Source organism: Blastopirellula sp. J2-11 (assembly GCF_024584705.1).
Taxonomy (GTDB): Bacteria; Planctomycetota; Planctomycetia; order Pirellulales; family Pirellulaceae; genus Blastopirellula.
On record NZ_CP097384.1, the window covers coordinates 4,218,517 to 4,232,798 of the forward strand.

The window sequence follows — 14,282 nt, forward strand, 5'->3', positions numbered from 1 at the left end:
CGCGATTACGACAAGGTCGTGACTAGCGAGGAATCAGACCATTTTGCGGGCGAGCCGTCGCCGGAACGCCGGCGTTCAGCAAGGCGAGCACGTCTTGGGTGATATCGATCCGGTTTTGATAGATGACCGGACGATTGATTCCTTCCAACACCGACTGGCGGTTATCCGCTTCAATCTCGGTGCTGTTGTAACGCAAGACCAACGCGATGTTGTTACGTTCGGCGAACGCAGCGACGGTACGTTTGACTTGATCGTAGACGTTGAAGTAGATGCGGGCTTCTTTTTCCATGAAGTCCTTCTTCTGCAGCGTCATTTTAACTTGCAGTTCCGACTGCTGACGAGCAACTTCTTCTTCTTTGACTTTGTAGTCAGGCGAGCCAGGCTTGTATTGCGAGCTGAGCTCTTGAATCATCTTGGTGATTCGGTCGCGTTCTGCGCCGATCGTCTTTTCAGCGGCTTCTACTTCAACTTTGAAGTCTTCCATTTGCCGTTTGAAAAGGGCGTGACCCTTGAAAACCATGGGAATGTCGATCACGGCGACATTGGTGCCCGATTGGGCGTTCGCCGCTTCCGCGACGAAGTTGACGAAGATCGCGGTGACCAAAATCGCGGTCAAAGAAAACAGTCGCTTCACTTTCAGCACTCCTTGCTGTGTTTGAATTGGTCGTCCTGACCCCGCGGGCGAGTTTCGCCGTAATTCGTCGGCTTTACGGGCAGCGCGACGGATGCGGATGCTGTCAAACGAGCGGCATTCTGCCTGGAAACTGCAAACGGGTAAAGTCCAATATTCCGCACTTCCAAAATGCTGCGGAAACTCCCGAACCGATACGACTTCGCCCTCTCGATGGTTCACACAATCCGAGAAGATTTTCATCGTCAACCTGGTACTTATCGGGGCGCAGCCAAGGTTACCGTAAGCGTAATTTCCATTCCATCCCGCATAATCGTCACCTTCGCTTTGTCGCCTGCTTTAAAGCCCCGCAGTGCGCCGTCAAAATCTTCGAGTCCCGCGATCTTGCTCTCTCCTAGTTTGACGATGATGTCCCCGGCTTTCAGCCCTGCTTTGTCAGCGGGACTCTCGGGCGAAACTCCTTGCAGCGCATAACCTTTGCCCACCACGCTGAAGTCCGGAATGCTGCCAAAATAGGGGCGTGAACCTGTTCGTCGCTCGGTCGATTCGGGAGCGATTGCGACATACTCCGGCGGCGCAGGCATTGCATCGATTGCTATCGCCGCATCCGCCAGCATGCTGGCGATTCGCCGAATTCCAGCAATGTCTAATTTTTCGACGTCGTCGCTGGGACGATGATAGTCGTCATGCGTGCCGGTAAAGAAGTGCATGACCGGGATTTCTTTGGCGTAAAACGACGCGTGATCGCTCGGTCCATAACCGCCGGGATCTTTGGTGACGACAAATTGGTAATCCCCGTTCAACTGGTCGATCAGCGCTTCGAATTCTTTCGCCGTGCCGCTGCCGCTGATGATCAGCTTTTCATCTTTTAATCGGCCGACCATGTCCATGTTGAGCATCGCAACCGTCTTTTCCAGGCGAAAGACTGGATGCTTGACATAGTAGGCGCTTCCCAGCAGGCCTCGTTCTTCGCCGGTGAACCCAATAAAGACGATCGTCCGCTTCGGCTTCTGGTCGCGACCCACAATTCGCCGCGCCGCTTCTAACAGTGCGACGGCGCCAGACGCGTTGTCATCTGCGCCGTTGTGAATCTCGTGCGTCCAAGGCGCTAGACTCCCTTCTCCGCCGTAGCCGATGTGATCGTAGTGGGCGCCGATCAAGATAATTTCGTCGGCCAGTGGGCCTTCGCCATGTAGGACGCCGATCACGTTGCTGACTTCCGCTTGCTCGCGAATCACGTCGGTCTCGCCGATCGCTTTCCAGCCGGTCACGGCGACGCTTTGCGGCTTTTGGTCGGCGTTGATGCTGGCTTCCAAATCGGCCAGCGACTTGTTTAGCGCCTGCTGCACAACCGGGTCGATTGCGCTGCGCAGGACGAAATAGACCGGCAACTCGGGATGACTTGCATCACTGCCGGCGCCGAGAAAAGGGAGCACCTCATCCGTTCCAGCTTGCAATTTCTCGCCGCTATCGGCGATGGTTTTCGCTAGATCGGTCAGCTTGTCGCGCAGTTCGGTTTGCTTTTCTTCCGGCGCGTCGGCGGTGAGTGCGGCGAATTCGGCCTGTGTCTTGACGATATCGGCGACCGCCGTATTCCAGACGTTTTGTTGGTCTTCGCGACGCGACTCCAGTTCGTCGAGATTGTTGACCATGATCACGGCGGCGGCGCCATGTTGATAGGCGTTGGAGATCTTGCGGCTAAAGGTCGCATGCCGCGTCGGATGGGGACCGCCAAAGGCGCTGTGCGGATTGTGGGGATCGCCCTGCGGCTCTTTCCGCAGCATCAAGACCGCTTTCCCTTTGACGTCCGTTTCGGCGTAGTCGTCATACAACAAGTCTGGCGCCGTAATTCCGTAACCGACAAAGACAATCGGCAAATCAAACTTGCCGCTGCCGCCGGCCGCCAACGGATTGAACTGCTTGCCCAACTCCAGCGGCGCCGCTTCTTTTTGGTCGGGGCCGACCAGTTTCAGCAAATTTTGGTCGGCTGGCCCCAATTTGGCGTCGGTAACGACCGTGAAGGACTGAAACGGCTTTCCACCAACCGCCGTCGTATCGAGCCCGATCGCCTTCATCTGTTTGGCCATAAACTGCGCCGCTTTGGTCAGTCCGGCGGTGCCGACGCCGCGTCCTTCCAACTCGTCAGACGCGAGAAAACCGACATTCTCTCGGATACGCGCGTCGGCGGCTTTCGCAGCCGACTCTTTTTCCGCCATCAGAGGGGCGGCCAACAGCGGGCAAATGACCACCGCTGCCCAAATCGTGCTCATGATTCGCATATTCAACGACATCCCAGAAATCCGGAGATAGTTCATGTAACTTTTTCGCAATAGAGTCGATTCTTTTCTAGCGGAGAGCGCCGGTCAACCATTCCCTTTGCCGCGAACCATCACGCTCCTGTCAAGCATCATTGCTACTCCCCACACCGACCCGATAAAATAAAGACTACTTCGATTCGCCAGCATGGGAGCTAAACGTGCCGTCCCTTTTCGTCATTCAGGGCAACGATCAAGGAAGACGTTTCGAGCTGAACGACCCGGTCGTCACTCTCGGTCGTGACCGGACCAACACGATCCAGGTGCATGATACCGAGATTTCGCGTCGACATGCCGAAATTCGTCTTGATGGTCAGCGCTATGAGCTGGTCGATCTGGAAAGCTCCAACGGCTGCTTTGTCAACAACGAGGCGACGCAGCGCGCCTTTTTGACCAGCGGAGATCGTGTCCAACTTGGCCGCACGCTGATGATCTTTACGCATGCTGAGACGGCCAGCGACACTCGGGCGACCCATGCGGGCCCGCAGGTTCGTCAGGAAAATTCGACCGACGGGTCACGAATCATTCGCACGGTCCATCATAGCGAGGGGAGCCAGATTTTTATGCTCCCCGGTGGTGACGTCGAATCAGGCGATTGGTTTCATGCGGCCAGGGCCAATTTGCAGTTGATGTACCACACCGCACTGGCCGTCAGTCGCACGCTCGATATTGATCAGTTGCTCGACTATATCATGGGACTGGTCTTCGACTGGATAGACGCCGATCGGGGATGCGTGATGCTGCTGGACGAAGAATCGCTCCACTTCACGCCGAAGGCGCGCCGTTTTCGACCGGGCCGCGCCGGCGCTGACGAAGCGATCGTGATCAGCCGGACAATTCTCGATTTTGTGCTCGAAAAACGGGAAGGCGTGCTGACCACCAACGCCAGTGACGATGAACGCTGGGATCCCGCCGGCAGCATCATCACGCAAGGCGTTCGCGAGGCGATCTGCGTCCCGATGCAAGGACGCTACGGCATTGTCGGCGCGATCTATCTGGATACGTTCACCGCGCCCGGCGACATCGGCGGGCCGCAGCGAAAGCGCCGCTTTAATGACGATCATCTGAAACTGATGGTCGCCGTCGCTCATCAAGCGGCGCTCGCCGTGGAAGACACCAACTATTACTCGGCGGTCGTTCAGTCCGAACGACTCGCCGCCGTCGGTCATGCGGTCGCGGCGATTTCGCACCATGTGAAAAACATCCTGCAAGGCATCCGCGGCGGCAGTTATCTGGTCGAAGAAGGAATCAAAGGGACCGACGTCAACTTGATCGAAAAGGGCTGGGGAATCGTCGAGCGGAACCAGGATCGGATCTCGACCTTGGTGATGGACATGCTTTCGTACAGCAAAGAACGTGAGCCTGACCTGACCGCGTCGGATGTGAATGACACGGTCGGCGACGTTGTCGAGCTCATGCAATCCCGCGCTGCCGAACAAAACGTCCAGCTCCTCTACTTCCCGCTGCCGGCCGAAATACAGTTGATGTTTGACGCCGAAGGCCTGCATCGCGCGGTGCTGAACGTCGTCTCGAATGCGATCGACGCTTGTCTGTCGGCCGACGAGCCCAAAGTTGAAGTCGCGATCGTACTGGACGAAGCGGCGCAGCGTCTGAACATCGATGTTGTCGACAACGGGTGCGGAATCCCGGCCGAGAAAATCGAGTCGATCTTCACCGCGTTTGAATCGTCCAAAGGAAATCGGGGCACCGGACTCGGCTTGCCGGTCAGTCAAAAAATCTTGCGTGAGCACGGCGGCGATATCGAAGTCCACAGCCAAGAAGGGGTCGGCAGTCGCTTTACCCTCTATTTTCCGGCGCATGTCGCCGCCGCGCCGATACTCGATCGCCCGACTCAACAGTAGTCGCCAACCTTACAAAAACGCCTACCCTTTGTACCCGGCCGGTTTGCCCACAAACGGATTGTCGGCGATTTCTTCGGCGATGGTCGTTTCTGGCCCATGCCCTGGGTAAACGACAAATTCTCCAGGAAGCGTAAACAGCTTGTCATGAATTGCGTCGCGTAGTGCGCCGAAATCGCCGTCAAAGAAGTCGGTCCGTCCGATACTGCCGGCGAATAGCACGTCGCCGCCGAGCACCACTTTGGCGTCGTGGATCACAAACACGACATGTCCGCTCGAATGCCCCGGAGCGTCACGGACTTCGAGCTGGATGCCGGCCAAGTCCAAAACGGCGCCTTCGTCCACCAATTGATCGGCGGGGGGGCTGATCAATGCGACGCCAAACGCAGCCGAGAGATTCTTCTGCGGATCGGTCAGCTTTTCGGCGTCACCGCGGCCAATAATCAGCGGCGCGGCGGGGTAAGTCTTTTTCAGAGCAGCATTTCCAGCGATATGGTCACTGTGGCCATGCGTGTTCAAAATGGCGATCGGAGTCAGGCGGTGCTCGGTCAAAAAGTCGAGAATTTTGTCTGGTTCCAGACCAGGATCGACGACCAGACAGTCGGTCGCGCCGCTTTGGCGGACGATGTAAGTATTTTCGTCGAACGGCATGCTGATGATAGCGTCGATATCAAGCACCAGGTTTCACTCTCCACAAATTTGGGCAGTTCAGGTAGAATTTTGCGGCTGGATCGGTTAAACGTGGGTTTAGGTAATCCTTACCGGTTCGCACTATTATTGTAATTTTTCCGCCCGGGCTGGGCGATAAGACCGAACAGCCAGCATTTTACGGCTGATCTCGGCGAACCAATGCCCCGGTCGTTACGAATCATACGTATTCGAGTCCAATCGCGACGCACGGAAGCCGCGTGACGCAGAAAAATCAGGGAGAAAGAAGGAAGATGGCCGAGCCTACTCTATCGCGACGCCGCCTATTGTTGGCCGCTCCGGCGCTGACGCTGGGCGCCGCCTCTTTGCTTCGCGGCGAAGAAGGCCGCAACAATCTGAAGGAACCGGTTTACCGAGTTTCCAACAATCCAAATACGAGCCAGCCAGTCGCCGCCCAGCATCCGCTGGCGCCGGCCATGGAGATCGCCAAACGCGGATTGGCTCAGATCGATCAGAATGTGCGCGACTACGAATGCACGCTGGTCAAGCGAGAACAGATCAACGGCAAAGTGCTCGATCCAGAGTACATGTACACCAAGATCCGCAACGAACAGGTGGACGCCAACGGCAACGTGATTACGCCGTTTAGCGTTTACATGAAGTTTGTCGCTCCGGCCAACATCAAGGGCCGTGAGGTGATCTACGTCAAAGGTCGCAACAACGGCAACCTGATCGCGCACGAAGGGGGCAACCTCCTCAAGTTCGTGACTGTGCCGCTCGACCCCAACGGCATGATGGCGATGCGGAACAACCGCTACCCGATCACCGAAATCGGCATCCGCAACCTGATCGTCCGCCTGATCGAAGTCGCCGAAGAAGACATGAAGTACGGCGAATGCGAAGTGAAGTTCTACCAAGGCGCCAAGATCAATGATCGGATCTGCACCGCGATCGAAGTGATCCACCCGACGCCGCGGTCCAACTTCCGCTTCCACAAAGCCCACATCTTCATCGACGATCAACTGCAAGTGCCGATTCGCTACGCCGCTTGGGACTGGCCCAAAAAGCCAGGCGCCGAGCCGATGTTGTTTGAAGAATACACCTACAGCAACATGAAGATGAACAACGGCTTCACCGACGCCGACTTCGATACGAACAACAAATCGTACGCGTTCTAATCGGACGGGTGCTGCTAATAAAAGTGAAAAGGCGATCTCCATGGAGATCGCCTTTTTCATGCGCGGGTAGGATTAAAAAATGGGGTCAGGTCCGAATTTCGCAGCGAAATTCGGACCTGACCCCATTTTTTAATCCCGCGGCAATCGCAGCTGCATCCCCGGTTTCATCTGATCGGGATAGTCGCCGATCACGTCGCGGTTCAAACGGAACAGCTCGCCCCAGCGAGCGGCGTCTCCCAAGGTTTGCCGTGCGATCGTCGCCAAATCATCGCCGGGCTTCACCTGATAGGTGTGCGGCGCTGTTGCGGCAGGCTGTACTGCCGGCGCCGGATTGACCAGCGGTTGGGCCGACGATTGCCCTGTCTTCGGCAGCGGTTGCGGCGACTGCGTCGGGACGATTCGCTGACCGGGAATGAAACTGCCGCTGGTGATGATTTGCTGAACCCAATCAGGGTCGGCTTCTTGGGTGACTCCCTTTTCCGTATCGGTTGCGACTTCGATTGTCGGCGGCAACCGCTGCGGAGTTACTTGGTCCGCGGTCACGCTTTGGGTCGTGCTCGCGTTTTGGGCCGGTACATACGTCGACGGGATCGATGCGCTGGCGGTCGACGCAAATGCTCGATTCAAACGCGGCTGCGGTCTCGACTTCACCGCGATCGGCTGTTGCGGCTCGATCACCGCCTCGGTCGCTTTCCATGCCGGCCGGCTAGGCTTCGCAGCGACCGGTGACGGCGACAACGGCTTCGTTTCGACCACCGGGGCCGGTTTGATCAATCTCGCTTGCGGAGGCGTCTCCGCCGGCTTCGCGGAAGTCTTTTCGCCGACAAAGCGAAGCGAAGCGACTGGATCCGCCGACTGCGAGGGAGCGCCAACAATTTCCACCGGCGCTGGCTTGCTGGGTTCGCTGGGCTTCGCTTCACTGGGCGCCGGCGTTTCAACCGGCGCCGTGCCGCCGGAAAAACGAGAAGCGATCGCGCCAATCGCCGCAGAGACCATCGACGTGGCCGGTTTCGGCGCCGCTTCGGTCGCAACTTCCGCTGGCTCTGGCTGCGTCTCTTCGGTCGGCGGCGCGGCCGGCGAGAAGCGACTCGAAAAACGTCCCAGCGGCGGCGCCGCTTCGATCGGCGTGGTGTCGACCGGCTCCGTTGTCGGTTCCGGTTCATCCTTTGCAGCGACGGCGGTGGTGACCTGTTCAGCAACGGCAGTCGCTTCGCGATTGGTCAGTGGAATTGCGAAGCGCGACGGAAACGGCACGCCGCGTGAAACGGCGACCGGCTCTTGATAGACAGCCGTACTGGTCGGCTCGCTCGGCAAGGTAATGACGGGCGCAGTCGAGTGATCGCTGGCGGCCAGCGCGGAAGGAGCGGAGATCGCCGCCGCGGGAACCGTGGGCGCCGGGCTCGGATTGCTAGAGACTTGCGCAAGCATCCACATCCGCTTTACAGCGGCATATGTCAGCACCGCGGCTAGACAGCCGACGATCGCAAATCCGATCCGAGCTTCCCTGCGCACCTTATTCACTCCTTGCGACCACCTCCCTCTACGGTCGGCAGTCGACGCTAGCTGGAGCCGCGTTCTGGCTCAAGCCCAATTCCTTGCATCCTTACACACGTCGAGCAACGCGCAGTTTGGCGCTGCGGCTGCGAGGATTCTGCATAATCTCCTCGTCACTAGGAATTATCGGCTTTTTGGTCATCGGTTCGAGGCGCTCATCTTCGCGAAACGCTTCTTTTACTCGACGATCTTCCAAAGAGTGGAAGCTGATGACAGCGATTTTGCCGCCTGGGCGGATGAAGTCGGGCGCTGACTTCAAAATGCTCTCCAGCGAACTGAGCTCTCGATTCACTGCAATTCGCAGTGCTTGAAAGGTTCGCGTCGCCGGATGAATCCGTTCTCGCGCTCCGCGGCCTGGGTAACAACTGGTCACGATCTCGGCCAAATCGCTTGCTAGCAGGAACGGTTTTTCTTTTCGCCGCAGGCAAACTTTTTTGGCGATCCGGCGACTCAGACGCTCTTCGCCGTTTTGATAGATCACGTCGGCTAGATCTTTTTCGGAGAGGAGATTCACCAGATCGGCGGCGGTGTCCCCTTCGGTTTCGTCAAAGCGAAGGTCGAGCGGACCGTCCGAATCAAAACTGAATCCGCGATTGCGATCGGCCAGCTGATCGCTCGAAAGCCCCAGGTCCAGCAGCAGCCCGTCGATCAGGTCGATCTCAAGGTCCTGCAGCACGCTAGGAAGCTCACAGAAGTTCCGCTGCGTGACTTTGATCGGTAGGCCGCGTAGCGACTGCTCGGCTCTCTCAATCGCCGCCAGGTCGCGATCACAGGCAATCACCAACCCTTCGTCCCCCACGCGCTCGGCCAACTGCCGCGTATGTCCTCCTCCGCCCAACGTGCCATCGACGAAGGTTTGCCCCGGCTGGGGATCGAGATACGCGATCGTCTCGGCAGGAAGTACAGAAACGTGAACGGTCGAAGTCATGTGCGGCGGAGTCAGAAATGGCGAAAACGGCGGAAAACGCAGGCAAATTGCCCACGCGTCAGCTTACCGCATCACGGTCTCGAAGACATGACCCTACCCGTTGGCATAGCCCCCAACGCCCGTTTTAACATTTGCGAATGAGAACAATCTGGCGGTCATCTCTCTTCGTATCCCTATCCGAAGCGCGAGCTTTGAGGTTGCGTTATTTGGCAATTCAAGAAGTGTTGAACACGGGTGAAGCACGATCAAACAGGGTCCGAATCCACCGAAAATCGTCACACTAGCCCGCCAGCGCCAGCGAGGGAATAGAGTTGGCGATCCTAACCCGGATTGAAGTAGCAAGCCGTATTCCCTCGCTCGCGCTGCGGGCTACGAAGAGCAGTAGGCGCTGGCGACTTCCCCTAGCGCTACTTCAAAACGGACGCTGCGGGCGAGGAAGAAACGGCGGCCAAGAATGAAAAAAACCTCGCCGCAGGCGCATCCATGCGCCCGGCATCGGCGAGGTTGGCGAAGACGGCCGCTGCACTTGCCGCTTCGCCTGCAGTTCGCCAAACCGGGAGATTCCTTCCCCCCAACAAGACGAACGGACGGACGTTCAATCAACGTCGCTCAATCACGACTTGCCTAAAGGTAAGAATCGTTACGAACCGGTCAACCTGCGTTTTCCGCAAGCATGGCCGCTAGCACGGCGTGATAGCACGCTTAAAGAATGACGCTGATGGGCGCTACGTCACGAGAGAAATCTTGGAGAAAATTTCGAACGCACTGCGGGGGTCACGCTAGCACGCTGGTCAGCGATTTCGCCGCACAGCGATAGATCTTCGCGTGCCGACGGACCATTTTGTCGAGCGTAAAGTGCGCTTCGATTCGCGCCCGGTTCGCTTCGCCGAGCTCGACGCGCAAGGCCGCATCCGCTGCTAGCACGCTGACACGACTGACAAACTCGGCGGCGTCGCCAACCGGCGACAATTGGGCCTCTTGATACGGTCCCAGCAACTGGGCGACTCCTTCCACGTCGGTGGCAATCACCGGCAGCCGCGCCGCCATCGCTTCGATCATCGCATTCGGCATTCCCTCCCAACGCGACGAGAGCAAGAAGAGATCGGCGTCGGTCAGCAGTTGCGGCACATCAGCGCGGCGCCCCAAAAATTGGACCCGATCGACTAGATGCAGCTGGCGCGCCTGTTCTTTCAACGCCGACTCTTGCGGGCCGGCTCCGACGATTTGCAGTTCCCAATCGTCGGCTTGCAACAGCGAATCGCGGAGCGCGGTCAGCAGCCAATCAAAGCCTTTCTGCGCATCCAACCGCCCCACGGCGATCATCCGCTTGCGGCCATCAACCTGCTTCATTCCGACATTTTGGATCGTCTGTTCGTCAAAATCGGTCAGGTCGATTCCGTTCGGAGTCACCAGCGTATTGACCTGCAAAACGGTTTGGGCGAATTCTTTCAAGCGGCGGCTTACCGCGAGCGTCAGATCTGCTTTTTTGGCGTAGTAACTTTGCAGCCAGCGCCGCCATAAACCTTGTTCGACGACGCGTAGTCCGTGAATGAGTTTCGCCTTCCTCCGCTTCCCCATCGCCATGCTGGCGGCGATATTGGCATGAAAGAGAAAACTGTGGACGACATGCGGATGCAAAACTTGCAGCGCACTTGCTAGTCGACGTACGGCGATCGGCAGCCGCCATTTCGAGTCGCACCGGAGAAATAAAACGTCGATCCCCTGCTCTTCCAACTGCCGAACCAGCACATCGCGTCCCGGCGCCGGTCGCGATGCGAGCGAAATCACCGTCACGCGAAATTCCGACCGATCGAGCCGACAGGCCAAATTGGTGAGACAGCGCTCGGCGCCACCAACTTCAAGTTCCGTAATCACAAGCGCCACTCGGATCAGTCCCGATGAGTGGGTTGAAGATTTTGCAGGCGTCACTGTCACTCTTCTGGCGGCCTCGGGTAGAAAAAAATCAACGCTTGCCTACGATATTAAAAATGCGTCGCATGCGAACTGTTCGACGCTCATGCCTTTAAAGCCCCCGCCTTATGACCAGCATCGAACAATACGACTATAGACTACCCAAAGAATTGATTGCGCAAGAGCCTTTGGAGAAAAGAGCGGATGCTCGGCTTTTGGTGGTGGATCGCAAATCGGGTCAGATCGAGCATCGCTATATTCGCGATTTGCCCGAAATTCTGCAACCGACGGATCATTTGGTGCTGAATAACACCAAAGTCGTCCCTGCCCGCCTGGTCGGCCGGCGCACATTGACCGGCGGACGCTGGCAAGGGTTGTACCTTGAGTCCGACATCAACGGGCATTGGCTCGTCTTGGCCAAAACACGCGGCAAAATCGCCCCCGGCGAGATGGTCACGCTGGAAAACCGCGAGACCAAAGAGGATATCTCGCTACGTCTGGTCGCTAGTCTGGGCGCCGGAATGTGGGCGGTCGAACCTGAATCGAGCGAGTCGACGCTGGAAATATTGGAACGGGTCGGACGCGTTCCCCTGCCGCACTACATTCGCGAAGGGGAAATGATGCCGGACGACTGGAAGCGGTATCAAACTGTTTTCGCCGAACAGCCCGGCGCCGTCGCCGCTCCGACCGCCGGTCTCCACTTCTCGACCGAACTGCTGAAAAAGCTGACCGCCAAAGATCTACTGGTCGATTACGTGACGCTGCATGTCGGCATCGGCACGTTCCGTCCGGTTTCGGTCGATCAGCTCGATGAGCACGTCATGCACAAAGAATGGGGCGAAATCCGCGAAGAAGCGGTCGAGCGCATCTTAGCGACAAAGGCCGCTGGAGGCCGCAATATCGCCGTCGGTACGACCGTGGCGCGAGTGATGGAAACGGCCGCCCGCTCAGGCGAACTGCAGCCGTGGCGCGGCCAGACCGATCTCTTCATTCGTCCACCTTTCGAGTTCCATGCGGTCGACGCGTTGCTGACCAATTTTCACTTGCCCAAGTCGACGCTGCTGATTTTGGTGCGAACTTTTGGGGGAGACGAGTTGATGCGCGAAGCCTACGCCGAAGCGATCCGCGAAGAGTACCGCTTCTACAGCTACGGCGACGCAATGTTGATCCTGTAGGACAGGCCATGCCTGCCGTCGCGCCGCTCGATTTGCTATCGACGCCGCTTGATATTGCTCTCGGCAGGCACGGCCCTGGGCTACGACGGGGCGACGATGCTGCCTCGGTAGCCGGGTCGAATCTGCGCCTCAAAAGTCGTATACTCTGCTAGCAGTCTGAGACGTCGTTCCACTCAATCGAAAGGAGTCGCCATGAGCATCGCCCAGGTCGAACATATTCTGGTTGTTCCCACCGCCGAATTCCGCAATTTGGGCTATTTTCAGGGCTTCTCTCCCGACGCTCCGCGCTATCTCGAGCATTTGCTCCAGCCAGCGCTGATCAGCTTCCGGCCGCGCCCCGAAATGGAAGAAGATCCCAGCTTCAAGCAGTTGATCCCATACGTCATTTTTGAGTACGTCGACGCCGATGGCGAAGCCTGGGTCTTTCAGTACGTCCGCGGCAAAGGGCAAGGCGAAAGCCGTTTGCATAGCAAACGGAGCGTCGGAGTCGGCGGGCACATCTCTAGCGAAGACGCCGCCGAGCATCTCTCGGGCAATCCGTACGAAGAAGGGATGCGCCGTGAGTTGGACGAAGAAGTCGAGATCGACTGCGAGTACGAGATCGAGTGCGTTGGCCTCATCAATGATGATCAAAATCCAGTCGGTCAGGTTCACCTGGGCGTGGTGCATCGTTGCCGCGTCGTGCAGCCGGCCGTTCGACCGCGTGAAAGCGAAATCATCGAAGCCGGTTTCATCCCCGTCTCACAACTGCTGCTAGAGCTTGATCGCTGCGAAACCTGGTCAAGCATTTGCCTCCAGGCGCTCTACGGTTAGCATAAAGCGGATAACCTGTCCGCTTTGCTGGCGAATCTTACTTTGACCGCTCGACCGATCTATCTCGACAATCATGCTACGACGCGCGTCGACCCGCGCGTGTTGGCGGCGATGACCCCGTACTTTCTCGAAGAATACGGAAACGCCGGCAGCGTCGGACATTTGTTTGGTGAAGCGGCCCGTGATGCGGTCGAGCAGGCGCGCCGTTCGATCGCCGCCTCGGTCGGCGCCGAAGCGAACGAAATCGTCTTTACCAGCGGCGCTACCGAAAGCAACAATTTGGCGATTCGCGGCGTCTTGCAGCAACGTCGCCGCCGCGGCGATCATGTCGTCAGCGTAACGACCGAACACAAAGCGGTGCTTGATCCGTTGGCCAAATGGGCGCGCAGCGGATTTGAAGTGACGCTGCTCTCGCCACAGCAGCAAGGCGCCGATCACGCCGGCCAGCTTGATCCGCAGCAAGTCGCCGACGCGATTCGTGACGACACCGCGTTGGTCACCATCATGGCCGCCAACAACGAGATCGGCGTCCTTCATCCCCTCGCCGAGATCAGCCGCATCTGCCGCGAGCGCGGCGTGCCGTTTCACTGCGATGCGACTCAGGCAGTCGGCAAAATGGAGCTCGACTTCGACGCGCTCGGCGTCGACCTGGCTAGCTTCACCGCGCACAAGTTCTATGGCCCCAAAGGCTGCGGAGCGCTCTACGTTCGCCGGCGGGGAAAACGGATTCGACTGGAACCGCAGATCGACGGCGGCGGCCAAGAGCGAGGAGTTCGCAGCGGCACGCTAAATGTCCCCGGCATCATCGGCATGGCCAGCGCCCTACAACTTTGTTTGGCGGAAGTGACGACCGAAATCCCCCGACAAGCGGCGCTCCGCGATCAACTGCTACTCGGGCTGCAAACGGCGATCGACGGGGTGACCCTCAACGGTCCGCTCTGCACGCCGCCGCTGCGACTTGCCGGCAATTTGAACGTTTCTTTCGCCGGCGTCGACGGCGAAGCGCTAATGATGAACGTCCGCGAGATCGCCGTATCTTCTGGCAGCGCCTGTACTTCGGCCAATCCAGAACCGAGTCATGTGCTGCAGGCGATCGGCCTGTCCGAGGACGCAACGCGCAGCAGTTTGCGATTTGGTCTTGGCCGATTTAACCGGTCTGACGATATTGAATTTGCCGTGACCCACGTTTCAGCAGCAGTGACGCGGCTGCGGAAAATGGTCAAACCGACCTGATTTGCCGTAAAACAGGCTGTTCAGACCGCGAATACGG

General features: G+C 58.0%; 11 protein-coding genes. 5 read left to right on the plus strand and 6 right to left on the minus strand.

Going from position 1 to position 14,282, the window contains the following annotated elements:
- Positions 1-22: 22 nt before the first annotated feature.
- Entirely contained in the window at positions 23-634 is a 612-nt protein-coding gene (locus M4951_RS16665; protein WP_040352856.1) for an OmpH family outer membrane protein, read from the minus strand.
- Between the two features lie 254 nt (positions 635-888).
- Positions 889-2,901, minus strand: a complete 2,013-nt coding sequence (locus M4951_RS16670; protein WP_262022779.1) for a M20/M25/M40 family metallo-hydrolase — start codon at positions 2,899-2,901, stop codon at positions 889-891.
- 206 nt (positions 2,902-3,107) lie between these two features.
- Between M4951_RS16670 and M4951_RS16675 the strand changes: the two genes are divergently transcribed.
- Entirely contained in the window at positions 3,108-4,808 is a 1,701-nt protein-coding gene (locus tag M4951_RS16675) for an ATP-binding protein (RefSeq protein WP_262022780.1), read from the plus strand.
- A 21-nt stretch (positions 4,809-4,829) separates the two neighbouring features.
- On the opposite strand, the gene M4951_RS16680 is transcribed toward M4951_RS16675, so the two are convergent.
- A complete protein-coding gene (locus M4951_RS16680; RefSeq protein ID WP_262022781.1) occupies positions 4,830-5,483 on the minus strand; it encodes an MBL fold metallo-hydrolase in 654 nt (217 codons plus the stop codon).
- A 263-nt stretch (positions 5,484-5,746) separates the two neighbouring features.
- Between M4951_RS16680 and M4951_RS16685 the strand changes: the two genes are divergently transcribed.
- Positions 5,747-6,631, plus strand: coding sequence for a DUF1571 domain-containing protein (locus M4951_RS16685; protein WP_262022782.1), 885 nt, complete (start codon positions 5,747-5,749; stop codon positions 6,629-6,631).
- Positions 6,632-6,760: 129 nt separating this feature from the next.
- On the opposite strand, the gene M4951_RS16690 is transcribed toward M4951_RS16685, so the two are convergent.
- The 3 genes from M4951_RS16690 to M4951_RS16700 all read right to left on the minus strand — a co-directional run bounded on the left by M4951_RS16690 (position 6,761) and on the right by M4951_RS16700 (position 10,988).
- On the minus strand, positions 6,761-8,143 hold the full coding sequence (locus M4951_RS16690; RefSeq protein ID WP_262022783.1) for a LysM peptidoglycan-binding domain-containing protein: 1,383 nt from the start codon (positions 8,141-8,143) through the stop codon (positions 6,761-6,763).
- Between the two features lie 91 nt (positions 8,144-8,234).
- Entirely contained in the window at positions 8,235-9,113 is an 879-nt protein-coding gene (gene rsmH, locus M4951_RS16695) for a 16S rRNA (cytosine(1402)-N(4))-methyltransferase RsmH (RefSeq protein WP_262022784.1), read from the minus strand.
- A 774-nt stretch (positions 9,114-9,887) separates the two neighbouring features.
- On the minus strand, positions 9,888-10,988 hold the full coding sequence (locus M4951_RS16700; protein WP_262022785.1) for a glycosyltransferase: 1,101 nt from the start codon (positions 10,986-10,988) through the stop codon (positions 9,888-9,890).
- Between the two features lie 164 nt (positions 10,989-11,152).
- Between M4951_RS16700 and queA the strand changes: the two genes are divergently transcribed.
- The 3 genes from queA to M4951_RS16715 all read left to right on the plus strand — a co-directional run bounded on the left by queA (position 11,153) and on the right by M4951_RS16715 (position 14,245).
- On the plus strand, positions 11,153-12,199 hold the full coding sequence (gene queA, locus M4951_RS16705; protein WP_262022786.1) for a tRNA preQ1(34) S-adenosylmethionine ribosyltransferase-isomerase QueA: 1,047 nt from the start codon (positions 11,153-11,155) through the stop codon (positions 12,197-12,199).
- Positions 12,200-12,391: 192 nt separating this feature from the next.
- Entirely contained in the window at positions 12,392-13,012 is a 621-nt protein-coding gene (locus tag M4951_RS16710; protein WP_262022787.1) for an NUDIX domain-containing protein, read from the plus strand.
- A gap of 42 nt (positions 13,013-13,054) precedes the next feature.
- Positions 13,055-14,245 carry a cysteine desulfurase family protein gene (locus tag M4951_RS16715; RefSeq protein ID WP_262022788.1) on the plus strand — a complete coding sequence of 397 codons (1,191 nt, stop codon included), beginning with the start codon at positions 13,055-13,057 and terminating at the stop codon, positions 14,243-14,245.
- Positions 14,246-14,282: the final 37 nt, after the last annotated feature.

Bases quoted from the DNA above. Each gene is read 5' to 3' on its own strand.
- M4951_RS16710 (WP_262022787.1), top strand. From the start codon at position 12,392: ATGAGCATCGCCCAGGTCGAACATATTCTGGTTGTTCCCACCGCCGAA.
- rsmH (WP_262022784.1), bottom strand. From the start codon at position 9,113: ATGACTTCGACCGTTCACGTTTCTGTACTTCCTGCCGAGACGATCGCG.
- M4951_RS16670 (WP_262022779.1), bottom strand. From the start codon at position 2,901: ATGAGCACGATTTGGGCAGCGGTGGTCATTTGCCCGCTGTTGGCCGCC.
- queA (WP_262022786.1), top strand. From the start codon at position 11,153: ATGACCAGCATCGAACAATACGACTATAGACTACCCAAAGAATTGATT.
- M4951_RS16685 (WP_262022782.1), top strand. From the start codon at position 5,747: ATGGCCGAGCCTACTCTATCGCGACGCCGCCTATTGTTGGCCGCTCCG.